Annotated in this window: 18 protein-coding genes and 1 pseudogene; 9 read left to right on the top strand and 10 right to left on the bottom strand. The window is 63.5% G+C overall.

Annotation, left to right across the window (positions count from 1 at the left end; all coding sequences use genetic code 11):
- Positions 1-544: 544 nt before the first annotated feature.
- The 5 genes from EGJ86_RS10920 to dksA all read right to left on the bottom strand — a co-directional run bounded on the left by EGJ86_RS10920 (position 545) and on the right by dksA (position 6,670).
- Positions 545-1,978: a sigma-54 dependent transcriptional regulator gene (locus EGJ86_RS10920; protein ID WP_125835127.1), complete on the bottom strand. Its 1,434-nt coding sequence runs from the start codon at positions 1,976-1,978 to the stop codon at positions 545-547.
- Positions 1,979-2,031: 53 nt separating this feature from the next.
- Positions 2,032-4,986, bottom strand: coding sequence for a sensor histidine kinase (locus EGJ86_RS10915; protein WP_125835126.1), 2,955 nt, complete (start codon positions 4,984-4,986; stop codon positions 2,032-2,034).
- Positions 4,970-5,146 (bottom strand): hypothetical protein, encoded by a 177-nt coding sequence (locus EGJ86_RS10910; RefSeq protein ID WP_003244646.1) that lies wholly within the window; start codon positions 5,144-5,146, stop codon positions 4,970-4,972. The genes EGJ86_RS10915 and EGJ86_RS10910 overlap by 17 nt, the downstream gene beginning before the upstream one ends.
- Positions 5,147-5,288: 142 nt before the next feature.
- Positions 5,289-6,173: a tRNA glutamyl-Q(34) synthetase GluQRS gene (gene gluQRS, locus EGJ86_RS10905; RefSeq protein ID WP_125835125.1), complete on the bottom strand. Its 885-nt coding sequence runs from the start codon at positions 6,171-6,173 to the stop codon at positions 5,289-5,291.
- A 50-nt stretch (positions 6,174-6,223) separates the two neighbouring features.
- Entirely contained in the window at positions 6,224-6,670 is a 447-nt protein-coding gene (gene dksA / locus EGJ86_RS10900) for an RNA polymerase-binding protein DksA (RefSeq protein ID WP_099526079.1), read from the bottom strand.
- 258 nt (positions 6,671-6,928) lie between these two features.
- Between dksA and EGJ86_RS10895 the strand changes: the two genes are divergently transcribed.
- Positions 6,929-8,110 carry a pyridoxal phosphate-dependent aminotransferase gene (locus tag EGJ86_RS10895; protein WP_125835124.1) on the top strand — a complete coding sequence of 394 codons (1,182 nt, stop codon included), beginning with the start codon at positions 6,929-6,931 and terminating at the stop codon, positions 8,108-8,110.
- The gene (gene sfsA, locus EGJ86_RS10890) at positions 8,100-8,807 is read left to right on the top strand and encodes a DNA/RNA nuclease SfsA (protein WP_125835123.1); all 708 of its coding nucleotides are present in this window, start codon (positions 8,100-8,102) and stop codon (positions 8,805-8,807) included. Before EGJ86_RS10895 ends, sfsA begins: the two co-directional genes overlap by 11 nt.
- A 24-nt stretch (positions 8,808-8,831) precedes the next feature.
- Here the strand turns inward: sfsA and EGJ86_RS10885 are convergent, their stop codons facing one another.
- Both EGJ86_RS10885 and EGJ86_RS10880 read right to left on the bottom strand, forming a co-directional pair.
- Positions 8,832-9,149, bottom strand: coding sequence for a Rieske (2Fe-2S) protein (locus tag EGJ86_RS10885; RefSeq protein WP_041980719.1), 318 nt, complete (start codon positions 9,147-9,149; stop codon positions 8,832-8,834).
- A gap of 137 nt (positions 9,150-9,286) precedes the next feature.
- Positions 9,287-11,497: a TonB-dependent hemoglobin/transferrin/lactoferrin family receptor gene (locus EGJ86_RS10880; RefSeq protein ID WP_125835122.1), complete on the bottom strand. Its 2,211-nt coding sequence runs from the start codon at positions 11,495-11,497 to the stop codon at positions 9,287-9,289.
- 192 nt (positions 11,498-11,689) lie between these two features.
- Here EGJ86_RS10880 and EGJ86_RS10875 point away from each other — a divergent pair, with 192 nt between their 5' ends.
- The 7 genes and pseudogenes from EGJ86_RS10875 to EGJ86_RS10845 form a co-directional block, all read left to right on the top strand.
- Complete coding sequence (locus tag EGJ86_RS10875) at positions 11,690-12,754, top strand: hemin-degrading factor (protein ID WP_125835121.1); 1,065 nt, start codon at positions 11,690-11,692, stop codon at positions 12,752-12,754.
- A gap of 55 nt (positions 12,755-12,809) precedes the next feature.
- Complete coding sequence (locus tag EGJ86_RS10870; RefSeq protein ID WP_125835120.1) at positions 12,810-13,706, top strand: hemin ABC transporter substrate-binding protein; 897 nt, start codon at positions 12,810-12,812, stop codon at positions 13,704-13,706.
- Positions 13,707-13,756: 50 nt separating this feature from the next.
- A complete protein-coding gene (locus tag EGJ86_RS10865; RefSeq protein WP_177429705.1) occupies positions 13,757-14,743 on the top strand; it encodes an iron ABC transporter permease in 987 nt (328 codons plus the stop codon).
- Positions 14,743-15,510, top strand: a complete 768-nt coding sequence (locus EGJ86_RS10860) for a heme ABC transporter ATP-binding protein (RefSeq protein WP_125835118.1) — start codon at positions 14,743-14,745, stop codon at positions 15,508-15,510. The genes EGJ86_RS10865 and EGJ86_RS10860 overlap by 1 nt, the downstream gene beginning before the upstream one ends.
- 15 nt (positions 15,511-15,525) lie before the next feature.
- Positions 15,526-16,410, top strand: coding sequence for a ChaN family lipoprotein (locus tag EGJ86_RS10855; RefSeq protein ID WP_125835117.1), 885 nt, complete (start codon positions 15,526-15,528; stop codon positions 16,408-16,410).
- Between the two features lie 61 nt (positions 16,411-16,471).
- On the top strand, positions 16,472-16,879 hold the full coding sequence (locus EGJ86_RS10850) for a nuclear transport factor 2 family protein (RefSeq protein WP_125835116.1): 408 nt from the start codon (positions 16,472-16,474) through the stop codon (positions 16,877-16,879).
- A 114-nt stretch (positions 16,880-16,993) separates the two neighbouring features.
- Positions 16,994-17,641 (top strand): annotated as a pseudogene (locus EGJ86_RS10845) (DDE-type integrase/transposase/recombinase); the annotation flags it as partial.
- Positions 17,642-17,705: 64 nt separating this feature from the next.
- Here the strand turns inward: EGJ86_RS10845 and EGJ86_RS25095 are convergent.
- The 3 genes from EGJ86_RS25095 to EGJ86_RS10835 are packed head-to-tail and all read right to left on the bottom strand — an operon-like array spanning position 17,706 to position 19,207.
- The gene (locus EGJ86_RS25095; RefSeq protein ID WP_162531552.1) at positions 17,706-18,125 is read right to left on the bottom strand and encodes a hypothetical protein; all 420 of its coding nucleotides are present in this window, start codon (positions 18,123-18,125) and stop codon (positions 17,706-17,708) included.
- On the bottom strand, positions 18,091-18,345 hold the full coding sequence (locus tag EGJ86_RS10840; RefSeq protein WP_125835115.1) for a hypothetical protein: 255 nt from the start codon (positions 18,343-18,345) through the stop codon (positions 18,091-18,093). The genes EGJ86_RS25095 and EGJ86_RS10840 overlap by 35 nt, the downstream gene beginning before the upstream one ends.
- A 10-nt stretch (positions 18,346-18,355) precedes the next feature.
- Positions 18,356-19,207 carry a hypothetical protein gene (locus EGJ86_RS10835; protein WP_125835114.1) on the bottom strand — a complete coding sequence of 284 codons (852 nt, stop codon included), beginning with the start codon at positions 19,205-19,207 and terminating at the stop codon, positions 18,356-18,358.
- Positions 19,208-19,340 lie beyond the last annotated feature (133 nt).

Genomic DNA, 19,340 nt, shown 5'->3' with positions numbered 1-19,340 from the left:
GCTCCCCCCCAAGTTGGTGCGTGCTCTGTTTTTATTGTTATTGAGGGCCTGTTGTTTTTGTTGTTTGGCCCTTCCCGGCTTGCCGTGGCTTACCGGGTGCTCCCCAGAGAGGGGAGCCAATAGCAAACGGATTTCTTTGGACGCTGATGCTGCCTTAATCAACCAGTTCTGGCGCTGCCTTGAAGCAGTTTTATTGTTCTCAGCCTGGTCGCTGGGGCGAACCCCTCACGGCAACTCCTCTCCAAAAGAATCAGTTAGCTGCGCCTCCGTACCTTGTTGTTTTTGTTGTTCTGGAGTCGTTACGTCTTGTTCTTATTGTGTAGGGCATTGCTTGTTATTGTTGTTGTGCCAGAGATAAAGCAGATGCCGTGCCAGTTTTTGTGATTCCTTGTAAATCAAGGGCTTGCGGCATTTGTGGGTGTTCGGTGGGGGATAAAAAGGCCGGGTTTTCGTTACCGATAGACCCGGCCTTTGTTACGAGATATTGAAACGGTAACAACCTGTGGAACCCCTGTGCGGGCAGGTTGTCACCGTCGCCGTGCCGTCAAGGGCCGCTGGTCACACCGGATTTGCGTCGCGGAATGCCCAGGCGCTGGCGACGTTCCCACAGACATTTGCGACTGATGCCCAGCTTGCGCGCCAGCTCGGTCTCGGTCATGTGATCCTGGTGCTCGAGGACGAAGTGCTGGAAGTAATCTTCCAGTGACAGGTCCTCGGTCGGCTCGTGGCTGTTGCCATTGCTTTGCCCGGCCACAGCCGGCAGGCCGAAGTCCTCGTCATCCAGATCGTCCAGCTCAATGTCTATGCCCAGCAGGTCGGCAGAAATTTCCGCACCCTCGCAGAGAATCACTGCGCGCTCGATGGCGTTTTCCAGTTCGCGCACGTTACCCGGCCATGGGTAGTGGCGGATCGCTTGCTCGGCATCATGGGCGAAACGCAACGGCTCGCGGCCCATGCGGGTGTACTGGCGCACCAGGAAGGCCTGGGCGATCTCGATCACGTCGCTACCGCGCTCGCGCAGCGCTGGCAGCTTGAGGGCGATGACGTGCAGGCGGTAATAGAGGTCTTCACGGAATTGGCCGGTCTTGGCCAGGGTCTTCAGGTCGCGGTGAGTGGCGGCAATCAGGCGCACGTCCACTTTCTGTGATTGCACCGAGCCGACCCGGCGAATCTCGCCTTCCTGCAGCACGCGCAGCAGGCGCGCCTGGGCTTCCAGTGGCAGTTCGCCAATCTCGTCGAGGAACAGCGTGCCTCCGTCGGCCGCTTCCACCAGACCTGCGCGCCCGGCGCTGGCGCCGGTGAAGGCGCCTTTTTCGTGGCCGAACAGCTCTGACTCGATCAGTGTTTCCGGAATGGCGGCGCAGTTCACCGAAATCAGCGGTGCCTTGGCGCGCTTGGACAGGTTGTGCAGGGCGCGCGCGACCAGCTCTTTGCCGGTGCCGGACTCACCCTGCACCAGCACATTGGAGTCGGTGGGGGCGACCTTGCGAATCTTGCTGTAGAGCTCCTGCATGGCGGCGCAGGAGCCGATGATGCCGATCTCGCCATTGGCGTTGTCGACGATTTTCTCGGTATTGCCACTGCGTGCGTTGCTGGTGGCAGCTGGCGCGGGTGCGCTCTTGGCTTCCTGGCGGTCGCGCAGGATGCGAGCGACTGCTTGCAGCATCTCGTCGTGGTCGAAGGGCTTGGCGATGTAATCGACTGCGCCCATCTTCATCGAGTCCACCGCCGAGCGCAGGCTGGCGTAGCTGGTCATGATCAGCACCGGCGTGCCTTCGGCCAGCTTGATCAGTTCGGTGCCCGGTGCGCCAGGCAGGCGCAGGTCACTGACGATCAGGTCGAAGGTGGGAATGCTGTAGCGCTCCTGGGCTTCCTGTACCGAGCCAGCTTCGCTGACCTGGTACTGATTGCGTTCGAGCAGGCGGCGCAAGGCAGAGCGGATAATGGTTTCGTCTTCGACGATAAGAATATGTGGCATCAATTCGGTCTCTCGACGGTCACGGAGGTGCCATGGGCAGCCTCTCTCGCTGTTTACATCGCTACGGACGTCGCCTCGACATGCTTCGGTAGGGTGACCCGAATTCGAGTGCCCAATTGGCGCTCGGGGTCAGCCGGGCTGTCGATTGTTATCTGTCCATAATGCTCTTCCACGATCGAATAGACCAGCGCGAGGCCCAGGCCGGTCCCTTCGCCAGGGTCCTTGGTGGTGAAGAAGGGCTCGAACAGGCGGTCGATGATCGCCTTGGGAATACCGCTGCCCTCGTCCTCGACGATCAGGTCTACGGTGTGCTCGCTGGCTTCGCTGCGTACGCGGATGGCGCCGCCGGGAGGCGAGGCGTCACGGGCGTTGGACAGCAGGTTGATCAGCACCTGGGCCAGGCGCTGCGGATCGCCGCAGGCCCAGTGCTGCGGATCGCACAGGTTGTAGAACTGGATATCGAAGTTGCGCTTGTTCAGCGACAGCAGACCGATGGCGTCCTGCGCCACATCGGCCAGGCACACCGGCTCGTCGCTGCGCTGGTGGCTGCCGGAGTGGGCGAAGCTCATCAGCGACTGGACGATGCGTGACACGCGCTTGGTCTGTTCGAGAATCTGCCCGCTGATTTCGGTCAGCTCGGCGTCGGTCTCACGTTCCTCACGCAGGTTCTGCGCCAGGCAGGCGATACCGGTGATCGGGTTGCCGATCTCGTGGGCGACGCCCGCAGCGAGACGGCCGATGCTGGCCAGGCGCTCGGAGTGCACCAGTTTGTCTTCGAGCATCTGCGTTTCGGTCTGGTCCTCGACCAGCAGCACCAGGCCGCTGTTACCGGGTGCCAGTGGCTCGTTGATGGCCGCTTTGTGCAGGTTGAGCCAGCGGATCTGGCCATCGAGCGCCAGGTGCTGTTTATGCAGGTGCTGGTCGGGGCGTTCGATGAAGTCCTGCAGCAGGCTCTGCCAGGGTTCGCTCAGAGTGCTCAGACGCGAGCCGACGATGCGCTGTGCAGGGATGTCGGTGAGTTCTTCCATGGCCCGGTTCCACATCAGGATCTCCTGATCCTTGGCCAGCGAGCACACCCCCATCGGCAGCTCCTGCAGGGTCTGGCGGTGGTAACGGCGCAATGCATCGAGTTCAGCGGCCAGGCCGGTGAGGCGCGACTGGTAATCTTCCAGGCGGCTTTCGATGAAGTGGATGTCCTCGGTGACATAGCCCTCTGTGCCGGACTTGTAGGGCAGGAAGGTTTCCACGATGTCCTGCGCCACGCTCGGGCCCATCAGACCGGAGAGGTTGGCCTCGATGCGGTCGCGCAGGCGGCGCAGGGCATAGGGACGGCTTTCGTCGAAGGGCAGGTGCAGGTCGCGCAGAGCCTGTTCCACCTCGCGCTGTGCGGTCTTGGCGCCAAGCGGCTTGGCCAGTTGCGCGGCGAAGTCCTGCGGCGAGTCGGCGACCAGCTCACGCCGTTGCGGGCGACGTACGTTGTCGACTGCGCAGGCTTCGGCGGCGCTCTTCTCCTCGGGGCTGGCTTCGGTGAACAGCGATACCAGGGTGAACACCAGCACGTTGGCGGCGAGCGAAGCGATGGCCGCCAGGTGCCAGCTGGCATCGTCGAGCACATAGATGACGTTGAACAGCGGCAGGTAGAAGCCTTCCAGATTGCCCAGCAGCGGCAATAGCATGGTCAGCGCCCAGACGCTGATGCCGGCCAGCAGGCCGGCGAGGAAGCCGCGGCGATTGGCCGTCTGCCAATACAGCACCGAGAGCACGCCGGGCAGAAACTGCAGGGTGGCGACGAAGGCGACGATACCCAGGTTGGCCAGATCCTGCTGCGCACCGAGCAGCAGGTAGAAGCCGTAGCCGGCCATGATGATGAAGGCGATCAGCGCGCGGCGCGTCCACTTCAGCCAGCGGTAGATGTTGCCTTCGGCTGGGGGCTGGTACAGCGGCAGCACCAGGTGATTCAGCGCCATGCCGGACAGCGCCAGGGTCGAGACGATGATCAGGCCGCTGGAGGCCGACAGCCCACCGACATAAGCCAATAACGCCAGGGTTTCACTGTTGACCGCGATCCCCAGGCCCAGGGTGAAGTATTCGGGGTTGGTGGTGGCGCCAAGTTTCAGGCCAGCCCAGAGAATCAGTGGTACCGCCAGGCTCATCAGCAACAGGAACAGCGGCAGGCCCCAGCTGGCGCTGACCATGGCGCGTGGGTTGAGGTTCTCGGTGAAGGTCATGTGGTACATGTGCGGCATGACGATGGCCGAGGCGAAGAACACCAGCAGCAGGGTGCGCCACGGGCCTTCCTGCAGCGGTGTGTGCAGAGTCGACAGCGCGGCCTGGTTCTGCACCAGCCACAGCTCCAGCTCACGTGGACCGCCGAATACCTGATACAGCGCGTACCAGCCAATGACGCCCAGCGCCACCAGCTTGACCAGCGACTCGAAGGCGATGGCGAACACCAGGCCCTCGTGCTTCTCGCGGGTGGCGATATGGCGGGCGCCGAACAAAATGGTGAACAGGATGATCAGGCCGCAGTAGCTCAGCGCGACCTTTTCCTGCAGCGGCTCGCGGCTGAGGATGCCGATGGAGTCGGCCACCGCCTGGATCTGCAGGGCCAGTAGCGGCAGTACGCCAATCAGCATGAACAAGGTGGTCAGCGCGCCGGCCCAGGTGCTGCGAAAGCGGAAGGCGAACAGGTCGGCCAGTGATGATAACTGGTAGGTGCGGGTGATGCGCAAGATCGGGTAGAGCAGCACTGGCGCCAGCAGGAAGGCTCCGGAGACGCCGAGGTAACTGGCCAGGAAACCGTAACCGTACTGGTAGGCCAGACCCACCGTGCCATAGAAGGCCCAGGCGCTGGCGTAGACGCCAAGTGACAGGGTGTAGGTCAGTGGATGGCGGATGATCCAGCGGGGGATAAGACCGTGTTCACTGACCCAGGCGACGCCGAACAGCACCAGCAGATAGCCGGCGCTGATCAGGATCAGTTCGCTCAGGCTAAAGCTCGTCAGCATCGCGTTGGCTCTGAAGGATGAAGGTAACGACGATCAGGATCAGCCACAGTAGATAAGGCCGATACCAGGCTCCATTGGGGTCGATCCACCAGTCCATGATGGCCGGTGAGAACAGGTAGATCCCCACTACCAGGATCAGAACCAGTCGGTAGATATACATGTGACATCTCGTCGAAAGATGCCGCGATGGTAAAGGAAGCTGCGCGCTTCAAGCCACAAACTTGAGGCCTGCCGTAGGGTGCGCTGTGCGCACCGAGAGCGTACAGGGTTCACTTGGTGGTCAACGGTGCGCGCGGCGCACCCTACCTCAATTGCGTTTCGGCCAGGGTGCGGCTGCGCGGAATGCGTGTGGCGTCCCAATTGGCGATGCCCCAGGCCAGCAGCTCGGCAGATGCCGCGCCTTGCAATTCGGCGGGTGGTTGTTGCCCCAGCGCGCGCAGGGCGCGTAGTAGCAGAGGCCCGGCCTGATCGGCGGGTAGTGGTGGCGAGCGGTAGCTCTTGCCCAGCTTGTGCCCGTCCGGCTGAATGATCAGCGGCACGTGCAGGTAACGCGGTTGCGACAGCCCCAGCAGTTCCTGCAGATAGAGTTGGCGCGGGGTGGAGTCGAGCAGGTCGGCGCCGCGCACCACATCGGTAACACCTTGCCAGGCATCGTCCAGCACCACGGCGAGCTGATAGGCGAACAAGCCGTCGCGCCGGCGAATCACGAAGTCGCCGACTTCACGGCCCAACTGCTGGCGAAATTCGCCCTGCACCCGGTCGATGAAGTGATAGTCCAGCTCTGGCACGCGCAGGCGGATGGCCGCGTCGTGGTCAGGGTGGCAGGCATTACGGCAGAACCCCGGGTAAATGCCGGCGTGGCCTTCGAGCTGCTTGCGCGAGCAGATGCAAGCGTAGGCCAGGCCCTGGCTGAATAGCCGGGCGATCACCGCTGTGTACTCGGCGTGGCGCTCGCTCTGGCGTACCAACTCGCCGTCCCACTCGAAACCGTAGGTTTCCAGCGTGCGCAGAATCGCATCTTGGGCGCCAGGCACTTCCCGTGGCGGGTCGAGGTCCTCCATGCGTAGCAGCCAGCGACCGCCAACGGCGCGGGCATCGAGGTAGGAGGCGAGAGCGGCGACCAGCGAGCCGAAGTGCAGATAGCCGCTGGGCGTGGGGGCGAAGCGCCCGATATAGGCTGTGTTCATGGAGCTAGGGCCAGAAACAGAGCGGGGCGCCTAAGCGCCCCGTTGTCAGATCAGGAACCGACCTGCTTTTCCTTGATTTCCGCCAGCGTCTTGCAGTCGATGCACAGCGTGGCGGTCGGGCGGGCTTCGAGGCGGCGAATGCCGATCTCTACGCCGCAGGAGTCGCACCAGCCGTAATCGTTGTCTTCGATCAGCTGCAGGGTTTCGTCGATCTTCTTGATCAGCTTGCGCTCGCGGTCACGGGCACGCAGTTCCAGGCTGAATTCTTCTTCCTGGCTGGCGCGGTCGGCCGGATCCGGGAAGTTGGCCGCTTCGTCCTGCATGTGGTGCACGGTACGGTCGACTTCCTGCATCAGCTCCAGCTTCCACTTATTGAGGATGCCGGTGAAGTGAGCGCGCATCGGCTCGCTCATGTATTCCTCGCCCTTCTTCTCTGGATAAGGCTCGAAACCACGAATCAGCTGGCTGGTGCTTTTGGCTTTTTCTTTTGTGGGCATGGATGACGCCTCTCACTCTTTCAAATCCATCGCGCAGGTTATTCCATTGCCAGGCGTTTGTCCGGCCCTGCGACTGCAAGCCGGCGAACTTACCAGATCAAATCGGGGCGCGCTACTCCCGGTTGTCTATGCCTTGTCCGGGGTGTGAGCGAAATCCGCAAGGGACTGCTCTGCAAGCGTAGCGGCGCTTTGGCGCCCTTGCCGTGGCCTTGAGCTGCCCTGCTAGAATCCGCGCCTCGCAACCCTGAAGACAGACCCATGGCTCAGCTCTATAGCGCGCGCAGTCGCGCCATCGAACCCTTCCACGTGATGGCCTTGCTGGCGCGTGCCAACGAGCTGCAGGCTGCTGGCCACGACGTGATTCATCTGGAGATCGGCGAGCCGGACTTCACCACTGCCGAGCCGATCATCCGTGCCGGCCAGGCCGCATTGGCCGCCGGGCACACGCGCTACACTGCGGCCCGCGGCCTGCCGCAGCTGCGCGAAGCCATTGCCGGCTTCTACGCCGAGCGCTACCGGCTGAGCATCGATCCGCAGCGTATTCTGGTGACACCGGGCGGCTCCGGTGCACTGCTGCTCGCCGCCAGCCTGTTGGTCGACCCGGGCAAGCACTGGTTGCTGGCCGACCCGGGCTACCCTTGCAATCGCCATTTTCTGCGTTTGGTCGAAGGCGCCGCGCAGCTGGTGCCCGTCGGCCCGGAGGTGCGTTACCAGCTCACCCCGCAACTGGTTGAGCGGCACTGGGACGCTGGCAGCGTCGGCGCCCTGGTCGCGTCGCCGGCCAACCCGACCGGCACCTTGCTGCACAAGGATGAGCTGGCGGCCCTGTCGACCTGCCTCAAACAGCGTGGCGGCCACCTGGTGGTGGACGAGATCTACCACGGCCTGACCTACGGTTGCGATGCACCGAGCGTGCTGGAAGTGGACGACGATGCCTTCGTCCTCAATAGTTTCTCCAAATATTTCGGTATGACCGGCTGGCGCCTGGGTTGGTTGGTGGCGCCTGAGGCGGCGGTGCCTGAGTTGGAGAAGCTGGCGCAGAATCTCTATATCAGTGCGCCGAGCATGGCCCAGCATGCCGCGCTGGCCTGCTTTGAACCGGCCACGCTGGCGATCTTCGAAGAGCGGCGCCATGAATTTCAGCGTCGCCGTGACTACCTGCTGCCGGCATTGCGTGAGTTGGGTTTCGGTATCGCCGCCACGCCTGAAGGCGCCTTCTATCTATATGCCGACATCAGCGCCTTTGGCGGCGACGCCTTCGCTTTCTGCCGTCACTTCATCGAAACCGAGCATGTGGCCTTCACTCCGGGTCTGGATTTCGGCCGTTACCAGGCTGGGCACCACGTGCGCTTCGCCTATACGCAGAACGTCGAGCGCCTGCAGCAGGCGGTCGAGCGTATCGCGCGCGGCCTGAAGAGCTGGAAGCCCGATGCGCTTTGATCCGCCGCTGGAGGAAGGGCGGCTGTTGCGCCGCTACAAGCGTTTTCTCGCCGATATCGAGACGGCCAGCGGCGAGCAGATGACCATCCACTGCGCCAACACCGGCTCGATGCTCAACTGCATGAGCGAAGGCTGTCGGGTGTGGTTCAGCCGCAGTAACGATCCCAAGCGCAAGTTGCCGGGCAGTTGGGAAATCAGCGAAACGCCGCAGGGGCGCCTGGCCTGCATCAACACCGCACGGGCCAACGCGCTGGTGGAAGAAGCGCTGCGTGCCGGCGTAATCCGCGAACTGGCTGGCTTTACCGCGCTCAAGCGCGAGGTGGCTTACGGGGTGGAGAACAGCCGCGCCGATTTTCGTCTGGATTACCCGGACGGGCCGGCCTATGTGGAGGTCAAGAGCGTGACGCTGGGCTTCGATGGCAGCGATGTGGCGGCCTTTCCTGATGCAGTGACGCAGCGCGGTGCCAAGCACCTGCGCGAGCTGGCCGCGCTGGCGCGTGCCGGTGTGCGCACGGTGCAGCTGTATTGCGTGAACCTCTCCGACATCCGCGCCGTAAGGGCGGCGGAGGAGATCGATCCTGCCTACGCGGCGGGATTGCGTGATGCCAAGGCTGCGGGGGTGGAAGTGCTGGCCTATGGCGCCGAGCTCAGCCCCGAAGGGATTACCCTGGTTCGCCGGCTGGAAGTCCTTGCGTAGGGTGCGCCGTGCGCACAGCGCATCCTACGGCGCAATCCAGATTCCGTTCGCGTCTTCCTTGCACGCCAGCCTCTGCAGCGCCTGGCCCTCGCACGGGCCGGCCACGCATTCACCGCTCTCGATCAGAAACAGCGCGCCGTGAGTCGCGCAGCGGATCAGGCTGCCGCTGTCATCGAGAAAGTCGTCTGGCCGCCACTCCAGGGCAATGCCGCGATGTGGGCAGCGGTTGATATAGGCGTGCACCTGACCGTCCCTGCGTACCGCAAGCAGGTTCAACTGGTCGAGCACGAAGCCCCGGCTCTGACCCTCGGCCAGTTCCTGTGGGGCGCACAAGCGAATCATCGCGGTTTCCCGTTAGCGTGAAGGTCGACGACCTCGGATGACCTTCCTCCGGCAGGAAGAAGGTGGCGCATAGCGCCGCAAGACGGGCGGATTATCCCGCAAGAAGAAGGAGGGCGCATCCTTGCGCCAAGTGGAACTCAGAACTGCCAGGAGGCCGACACGCGGAAGGTGCGACCCGGCTCGCTGTAGTAGTCGACCGGTTGAGGTGTGGTGCGGCCGCCAATGCTGGGCACATTGAGGGCGTTCCAGTACTTCTTGTCGAACAGGTTGAACAGACCGGCCTGCAGCCGGACGCCATCCAGCGCTGCCGGTTGCCAGTAACCGGTGAGGTCGACCACGCCATAGCCGGGGGCCTTGAAGTCGCTGTCGTTCTCGACCTTGTCGCGACGCCGGGCGGCGGTCAGCATCAGGTCCGCACCATAGTGCTGCTGGGTGTAGCTGAGACCGAGGGTGCCAGTCAGCGGGGCGACCGAGTTCAGGTGCTGTTTGGTTTCGCGGTCCTTGCCCACGGCCCAGGCGACCGAGCTCCAGGCTTGCCAGGAGGGTGCGAACTGCCAGTGCGCGGTGCCTTCGGCGCCGTAGATACGCACCTTGTCGCGGTTCTCCATCACCTCGAAGAAGGTCGGGAATTCTCCAGCCTGGAAGCCGTAGTCCTCTTCGTTGGCGGTGATGCTGTCGATGAAGTTCTTGTAACGGTTGTCGAACAGGCTGACGGAGCCGCCCAGATGCTTGTCGCCCAGGCGCGCGCCGACTTCGTAGCCGGTGCTTTCTTCGGGCTTGAGGTTGGGATTGCCGACGCGCGCGTAGCCCATGCCGGAGTTGGTGAAGGTGCTGTACAGCTCGTTGACGTCCGGTGCCTTGAAGCCCTGCGCCCACTGCGCGTAGAGGGTCGCCAGCTCGTGCGCCTGCCAGGTCAGCAGCAGGCTGCCGGACCACTTGGAATCCTTGTTTTCGGTGAGCATCACACTGTCGCCGGCTAGCACGTAACCGCTGGTGCCGCTCTTGGGTTTGTACTCGTAGCGGTCATAGCGCACGCCCGGCGTCAGGGTCAGTGTGTCGCTGAGGGCGATGTCGTCTTTCAGGTAGAGGCCGTAAAGGTTGCCCGGCGTCTTCGGCATTTCGGCCTGATTGGTGTGCAGGTTGATGCAGGAAAAGTAGATGCCGGCGGGCGTGCTGTCCGGGCGCGGCGGGAAGGGCGGTACCAGTACGCTGGGGCAGGCATCGTAGCCGCCGCTGTACTGCTCGGCCTCGATGCGGCTCCACTCCGCACCCAGGGTCAGGTTGTGCTGCCCCAGTTGCTTGCCCAGGCTGCCGTTGATGCCGTATTGGGTTTTCTCTATCTCGTTGTTACGGCCGAACGGGCCGGCGAGGGTCCCGGCGCGAGTGGCGTCCACCTCGTCTTCGCGACGCAGCTTCTGCCAGTAGAGGATGGTGTCGGCCCAATCCAGCAGGCTGTCGCTGCTCTCGGCACGGTACTGGTGGTCGAAGGACAGGCGCTTGCGCTCGTTGCTCTCGCGGGTTTCATAGTGCCGTGGATAGTTGGCGGTGCCCTGGTTGATGCGGCTGTCCATGTCCTCGGTGCGCTCGAACAGTTCGGCGGTCACACCGACGCGGTGACCGCCGGCAAGTCTCTGCTGAACCTTGAGCAGCAGGCTGTGCTGATCGGTGTCACTGGGGTTGGCCTCGGTGCGCTGGCTGCCCAGAACATCACGGTTTCCCTGGTTATCGAGCTCGTGCCCCTTGCGGCCGCCAGCCTGGAGCAACCAGGAGGTGTCGTTGAAACGACCGGCCAGCGCGGTATTGAGCCCCCAGCTGCGGTCGGCGCTGTCGTAGTCGTTCTTGATCATGCCGGCGAACTCGTCCTTGTCGCCCAGCAGGTCGTCCGGGTTCAGCGTGCGCAATTGCAGCGCTCCGCCAAGGGCGCCTGAGCCAACCTGGCTGGAGTTGGCGCCGCGCACCACATCGATTGACGACAGGCTTTGGAAGTCGATGCTGTCCAGACCGCCGTTCACCTCACGCACGGCGTCGTTCAGCCAGGGCATACGAATACCGTCGATGGTGGTGAGCACACGGTCGCGGTCCAGACCACGGATGTTGATGCTGTTGTTGCTGCGGTTGTAGTTCAGTCCCGGCTCGGCGCGGCGCGACAGGTCATCGAAGCTGCGAATCTGTCGGCGTTCCAGCGTCTGGGCGTCGGTCTGGGTCGTGGTCGGCAGCGGTTGCTTGGCCGCCACTCCAGTGACCTCGACAGCGGGTAGCTCGGCTGGCGTTTCAGCCAGAGCCAGCGAAGGGCACAGCAACAGCAGCGCGAGCCAGGAGCGGCTAGCGAAGGGCGGGCGAACGTGCATGGTGATACTCCGGTGCATGCGTGGCAGCTCTGCGACTGCCTGGTTGGCGACGGCGCAAGACGTTAACCAGATTACTTATTTGATGCAAATAATTCTCAGGTAGATTATCGTTCTCTCAAATTGCGCTGCCGTGTCGGTACGCGTTCGCGTCGCCGACGGTGGTGGTAACTGCCCGTGAGAGAGGAAATCCCGATGAGTACCGCAAATAACTTGGCAGCCCCGGCTGCCGGTCTTTACCAGGCCTGGCAAGCGCTGCGTGATCAGCAACCCCGCCTGCGCGCCCGGGAAGCAGCGGCGCAGCTAGGTGTCAGCGAGGCTGAGTTGATCGCAAGCCGTCTAGGTATCGATGCACAGCGCCTGCGCCCGGATTGGGCCGCGCTGCTGCCGGCGCTTGGCGAGCTCGGTCGGGTCATGGTGCTGACGCGTAACGAGCATTGCGTCCATGAGCGCAAGGGGCTGTACCGTGAAGTGAGCGTTGCCGCATCCGGGCAGATGGGCCTGGTGGTGTCTGCCGACATCGACCTGCGCCTGTTCCTCGGTGGTTGGGCCAGCGTATTCGCCATCGCCGAGGAAACCGCCAAGGGCACCCAACGCAGCATCCAGGTGTTCGACCAGCAGGGCGTCGCCGTGCACAAGGTCTACCTGACCGAGCGCAGCGAACTGGAAGCCTGGCAGCCGCTGGTCGAACGTTTCGCCGGCGAGCAGAATGTCGAGCTGCAATTGCTGCCACCGCCAGTCGCTCCGGTGCGTAAAGCCGATGCGGAGGTCGACAGCCAGGCGCTGCGTGAGGGCTGGGCGACACTGCAGGACACCCACCATTTTTTCGCCCTGCTGAAAAAGCATGAGGTCGCGCGTACCCAGGCGTTGCGCCTGGCGGGTGAGCAATGGGCGCAGCCGCTGGCGACCTCCGAGCTGACAGTGCTGATGGAGCAGGCCGCTGCCCGTGAAGTGCCGATCATGGTGTTCGTCGGTAACCGTCACTGCATCCAGATTCACACCGGCCCGGTGCACAACCTGCGCTGGATGGACAGCTGGTTCAACGTACTCGACCCCGACTTCAACCTGCACCTGCAGACCCGTGGTGTGGCCGAGCTGTGGCGCGTACGCAAGCCCAGCGTCGATGGCGTGATCACCAGTCTGGAAGCCTTCGATGCCGACGGCGAGCTGGTCGTCCAGTTGTTCGGCGCGCGCAAGCCTGGCATGGCCGAGCGTGATGACTGGCGCGAGCTGGCCGAGTCGCTGCCGGTGCTGGCCTGATCCGTGCCGGCTCCCAGCGGGGGCCGGTCGATGTCACGTTCGAGGAGTCGAGACCATGCGTCTTGCGAATATTCTGGGCGGCCTGGCGGCTGTCCTGCTGTTTCCCAATATGGCGTTTGCCGAGCCATTGCCGCAGCGCTGGGTGAGTTCCGGCGGTGCCCTGAGTGAGTGGGTGGTGTTGCTGGGCGGCGAGAGCAAACTGGTGGGTGTCGATACCACCAGTCGTCATCCGGCGTCGCTGACCAAGCTGCCCAGCGTCGGTTATCAACGGCAACTGGCTGCCGAGGGCATTCTCGCCCTGCGCCCGGACCTGCTGCTGGGTAGCGAGGAGGTGGGCCCGCCGCCGGTACTCGAGCAACTGGCTGCAGCCGGCGTGCGTATCGAGCGTCTGACGGCGCGCGCGGAGCTGGACAGCCTGCAGGCCAACCTGAAACGTCTGGGCCAGTTGCTCGGGGATGAAGCGGCAGCGCAACGCGCCTTCGCCGATTACCAGGCGCGTCTGCAGACTCAGCAGCAGTGGGTCGAGCAGGCCCAGCGCAGCCAGGAAGCGCCCGGTGTGTTGCTGTTGCTCGGGCACGCCGGTGGCAGCCCGTTGGTGGGCGGCGTCGATACGGCAGCCGACTGGCTGATCAGTCGCGCCGGTGGGCGCAACCTGGCCGGTCACAATGGCTACAAGGCGCTGTCCAGTGAAGCACTGCTGGCGCTAGACCCACAGGTCGTGGTGGTTGCTGATCGCGCCCTTGAAGGCGATGCCGCGAGGCAGGCCCTGCTGCAGCAGAACCCGGCCCTGGCCGGTACGCGTGCGGCGCGCGAGGGGCGTTTGCTGGCGCTCGACCCGACCCTGCTGGTCGGCGGTCTTGGACCGCGTGTGCCGGATGGGCTGGCGATGCTCGGCGCAGGCTTTTATCCTGCCAGCCACTCTCTGACAGCTGAAGCCAAACGCGCGCCATGATCTCACCTCTCTCGACGCGCCCATTGTTCATCGCACTGGGTCTGCTGCTCATGCTCGCGCTGTGGCTCTCGCTGGCGCTTGGCCCGGTCAGCCTGCCGCTGGGCGACACGCTGCGTGCCGCGCTGCGCCTGCTGGGCGTGCCGCTTGCAGCAGATGCGTCGGTGCAGCAGGCGGAACTGATCCTGGCGCAGATCCGTATGCCGCGCACGCTGCTCGGGCTCGCCGTGGGCATGGTGCTGGCGCTCTGTGGTGTGGCGATGCAGGGGCTGTTTCGCAACCCTCTGGCGGACCCCGGTTTGGTCGGCGTCTCCAGCGGTGCCGCGCTCGGCGCTGCGGTGGCCATCGTTGGCGGCGCCGCGTTCGGCGGTTTGCCCGAAGCCTTCGCGCCTTATCTACTGTCGGCCTGTGCCTTCGTCGGTGGCTTGCTGGTGACAGCGCTGGTCTACCGCCTGGGCCGGCGTGACGGGCAGACCCACGTGGCGACCATGTTGCTGGCCGGCATTGCCTTGACCGCACTCGCTGGCGCGGCCATCGGCCTGTTCACCTACCTGGCGGACGATGCGACGTTGCGTACCCTGACGTTCTGGAACCTGGGCAGTCTCAATGGCGCCAGTTACGCACGGCTCTGGCCGTTGTTGCTGGCAACGCTGGCCGTGGCGCTGTGGTTGCCGCGACGGGCACGGGCGCTGAACGCGCTGCTGCTGGGCGAGTCGGAAGCGCGCCACCTCGGTTTCGATGTGGAGCGCCTCAAGCGCGAGCTGGTGTTCTGCACGGCGCTGGGTGTCGGCGCAGCAGTAGCCGCCGCGGGCCTGATCGGCTTTATCGGGCTGGTGGTTCCGCACCTGATGCGTCTGTTGGTCGGCCCCGATCATCGCCTGCTTTTACCGGCATCCGCACTGGCCGGTGCCAGCCTGCTGCTGCTGGCTGATCTGGTTGCACGTCTGGCGTTGGCACCTGCCGAGTTGCCGATCGGCATCGTCACGGCGCTGATCGGCGCACCGTTCTTTCTTTATCTGTTGGTGCGGGGGCGAAGCTGATGCTACAGGTCGAACAGCTGGAAGTCCGCCGCGGGCCCTGCGTGGTGCTCAGTGGCATCGATCTGCAGCTGCGTCCAGGCGAAGTGCTGGGTGTGCTGGGGCCGAATGGTGCGGGCAAGAGCACCTTGTTGGCAGCGCTGACCGGCGAGTTGCCGGCCAGTGCCGGGCAGGTGACGCTGGAGCAGCGCGCACTCGATGACTGGTCGGGGCCGGAGCGTGCCCGGCGGCTTGCCGTGCTACCGCAGAGTTCGAGCCTGAATTTCGCCTTCCGCGTCGAGGAGGTGGTCGCCATGGGCCGTCTGCCTCACGACAGCGGTCGCGTGCGCGATGCGCAGATCGTCCAGGAGGCGCTGCACGCAGCTGATGCGGCGCACTTGGCCGGGCGCAGCTACCTGGCCCTGTCCGGTGGTGAGCGTCAGCGCGTGCACCTGGCGCGAGTGCTGGCGCAGCTGTGGCCGGGCGGCGAGGGGCAGATTCTGCTGCTCGACGAGCCAACCTCGATGCTCGACCCCCTGCATCAGCACACCTGCCTGCAAGCGGTTCGTCGTTTGGCTGAATCCGGTGCGGCCGTGCTGGTGATTCTCCATGACCTCAATCTGGCTGCGCGTTACTGTGACCGGCTGTTGTTGCTGGAACAGGGCAGGGCGCATGCGCTGGGCACGCCTGCCGAGGTATTGCGGGCCGAGCCACTGCAGACCGTTTTCGGCCTGGAGGTGCTGGTGCAGATTCACCCTGAGCGCGGCCATCCCCTGATCGTCGCACGCTGAGCTTTGGAGAGGTCGATGCGAGTGGTTCTGCTGAGTTGTCTGATGCTGCTGGCCGCCTGCCAGAGTCGATATGTGCTACCGCCCCCGGCGCCCCTCGCCCCACTGGGCCGCGAGCACGCCGACCTGGGTCGTATCGTCGATCTTGCCAGTGGGCAAACCATCAGTCCTGAGCAGCTGCTGAGTCGCCTGGCGCCGGCCCAGCGGGTGTTGGTCGGCGAACAGCATGACAATCCCGATCACCATGCCGTGCAGCTCTGGCTGTCGCGTGAGCTATCCCGGCAACGCCCGCAGGGCAGTATGTTGATGGAGATGCTCAATCCCGATCAGCAGAGCAGGGTCGATCAGGCCCAGGCCGCTGCACGCACAGGGCAGGTGCCTGCAGATCCGTTCGACGCGCTGGCCTGGCAGTCGGGATGGGACTGGTCGCTGTACGGGCCGCTGGTGCTGCATCAGTTGCGTCAACCTTATCCCCTGCTCGCGGCCAATCTGGACCGCGCCGAGATCATGCAGATCTACCGCCAGCGCCCGACCTTGCAGGGCGAGCGCTCCAGCGCAGGCGAGGTGCAGGCGCGTTTGCTGGCGGACATCCGCGAATCGCACTGCGGCTTGCTGCCGGACAGCCAGTTGCCGGCGATGCTCGCCGTGCAGCAGCAGCGCGACCGGCGCATGGCCGAGGCGCTGTTGGCCGCACCGCAGCCAAGCCTGCTACTGGCTGGCGCCTTCCACGTGCGCAAGGACCTCGGCGTGCCGCTGCACCTGGGTGATCTCGATGCGCAGACCGGCAATGTGGTGCTGATACTGGCCGAGGTCGGTCGTGCGGTGGACGCGTCCATGGCTGACTACGTCTGGTTCACCGCCGCGCAGCCTGCGCAGGATCACTGCGCCAAACTGCGACCCTAGCCGCCTTTCTCTGGCAGGCCGCAAGGTATCCTCGGCGCTTTGCCGCTCTGGAGCCTGCCCTATGTCCACTGACGTCCGCGACCTGCTGCAAGGTTATTTCAACGCCCTCACTGATCGGGATATTCGCGCCTGCCTGGCACGGGTCAGTGACGAGCTGATTCTGGAGCCCAATCAGGGGTTCGCCGAGCACGGGCGCGACGCCTTCGCTGCTTTTCTCGAGCGGCAACTGCATTGCTATCGCGAGACGATCGATGCATTGGTGATTCTGGCCGAACCACAGGGGCGGCACGCTGCCTGCGAATACCGCGTCATTGGCGAGTACCTGGCGACCGACGATGGGCTGCCGGAGGCCTGCGGGCAGCGTTACGAGATACGGGTGGGCGCGTTCTTCGAAATCGGCAATGGGCTGATCACGCGCATCAGTCTGCATTTCAACCTGCCGGACTGGCTGGCGCAGGTCGACGATTAAATCCGGCTAGGGGCATCGGCTGGAGACAGCAGGACGGACTTTCGTCCATGCAAAACCGGATAGGTGAACTATCGCTTGAGGAAGGGTGAACTATTGCTAGTGCTTTTGCATGCGAGGGTGGCTGAGGCCGGGCGTGACTTGGCTTTGGAGTCGACGTTCTATCGTGCCCTGCATGCGACCGATCAGTAGCGTCGCCGTGCTCGCAGCCAGCCATCGCGCACGGTGAAGGCACCCACCACTGGCTCGCACCGCTACCAGGTCTGGTCGTGGGGTGTCATCTATCTGCCGACGGCGGTACGCGGCCAGTATTTCTACCTGTACCTGATTGAGGGCATCTACAGCCGCAAGGCCGTGGGCAGGGAGGTCCATGAACAGGAAAGCGGCGAGCTGGGCGCCCAGCTGCTGCGCAGCGTGCTCAGCGAGCAGTGCCTGCTCAGGCCGTCGGTACTGAACTCGGACAATGGTGCGCCGCTGCAGTCGGCGACCATGCTGCAGAAGATGTACGACCTGGGCGTCACACCCTCGCACAGCCGTCCGAGGGTCAGGGACTTCATCCGCTGGTACAACCACGAGCACCGGCACAGCCGCATCGGCTTCGTGACACCAGCAGAGCGTCACCGGGGCGAGAATCATGCTGTGCTGGCTCGCCGTTATGGGCTGTACCAAGAGGCCCGTAACCGAATGCCGGAGCGCTGGTCAGGTGCGACACGAAATTGGACACCCACGGGGGCGGTGGCATTCAACCCCGAACGGGAGCAGGAATCCACTGCGCCACCTCAGCCCTGTTCCCAGAAAAGCCCCAGCTCATGGCCGGGGCTTTTCTGGGTCAACCGCCCAACTTATTCAGATCCACCGTTCCATTCGCAATGTCCCGCTCGGCGCTCGCACGCTTTTCAAGGGCCACCTCCAGTTGGTTCTGCCAGCGCTTTCTGGCCTCATCGGAGATGCCATTGTGGCTCATCGCCTTAGTGATGTGCGCGATCTCCCGCCCAAGCATGGCGTCATACTTGACGTACTCCAGCGAGTGGCCATACCGGGAGAACAGCCATACGATCCCACTTGCAACCAGTGCCACAACCACGCTGCTTGCTGAGAACCAAATGCCCTGCCACTCACCGTCCACCAGCTTCGCGATGCAGGCATTACTGAAGGTGCCCAAACCACCATACCAAAACGCCATCGTACCGATCTGAGCAGCCGACTTCCCTTTCTCAGCCATGACTTCCCTCTGCAGCACGTCGATCATCAATCGCCATCAGCTTCTCAATGAGTGAGTCCGTCGCCGTGACGGTGGTCTCACGCACCTGCCCATCAGCACCCTTGACTCGGATGACAATCGTTCCTGTGCGGACGTAGCGGGCCATCAGCCAGCGCACGATTAGGCTACCCAGCTTCCAGAAGCCAGGCAGCAGAAACAGGAATGACCCGATGATCAGCAGGTTCAGAATCTGTTCCGTCTGCAGCATAACCATCACCTCAAGTCAGGCGGCGATCCTTGCCGGCAAAGTGGCGATCAACGGACTTGATTACACGCTTGTAATCAGAGCGGCTCGCACTGGAACTCTTGATCTCTTCCAGCGTCACCTCAAACAGGTCACCTTTCAAAAACGCCTGCTGCTTGCCCTGTACCTTCTTGAGAAAGGTGTCATCTGCCATCTCGACAGCGTAATCATCGTCCCCAGCTCCAATGACCGCACGCCACCCTTTGGGGCTATCGAAGTTCACCTGGGTGAAACACACAGTCGCCTTCTCGGTCTTGCTCTCCACTTCCTTCAGGCTTGCAGCGGGTACAGTGCTGTACTGATGAGCATCCTCTTCCTTGACCGCAACCAAAACCTCGGTCTTCGTCTCGTCCACTGGGTCAGTCTTCAGAACCTTGAACACCCCACCCTCAGCACCGCTGATCGGCACCTGAATGACGGCATGCAGTGCATCCCGGGTTTTCTTGTCAGTGGCCAGCCGAGCAACAGCCTTGGAGCACTCGATAACTTCGACTTGCTGCCCTTGCTCAGACTGTACCGAGATCTTTGCGGTTCCTGTCGCCTCATCGATGTCAACCTGAGTCACCTTCCGCGACCTCATCTGACGCACTACTTCCATCAGGCCGCCACCGGCTGTAGCGCCACCCGCAACGAAGCCGAGCGTTTTCAGGAGCGTCAGTGGCTCCAGGCTGGCAGCCATCAGGATGAACTCAACGACCAGCGAGCCTTCCTTCGGCGCTGCAGCTACCGAAACCTCGATCTTCGAACCCTTGCCGAGTTGGCTGTGCGCAGCGTTCAGCAGGTCATGCACGGCGAGAATCGCCTGGCCGAGGGTCTTGGCGTCCATCACATGACGGCTCAGATCGCCCTCTTTGTCGTCATAAGAAATGGAAAATGCTTCCTTGGGCTCTGTTGCAAAAATCGTGAAGCTTGAGCATGCTTGGCGGAGATTGGACGGACGGAACGATGACGGATTTCAA

Source organism: Pseudomonas sp. o96-267 (genome assembly GCF_003935465.1).
In the GTDB taxonomy this organism is placed as follows: domain Bacteria; phylum Pseudomonadota; class Gammaproteobacteria; order Pseudomonadales; family Pseudomonadaceae; genus Aquipseudomonas; species Aquipseudomonas sediminis.
Note: the sequence above shows the minus strand (reverse complement) of the source record. Positions and strands in the feature narration are given on the sequence as shown.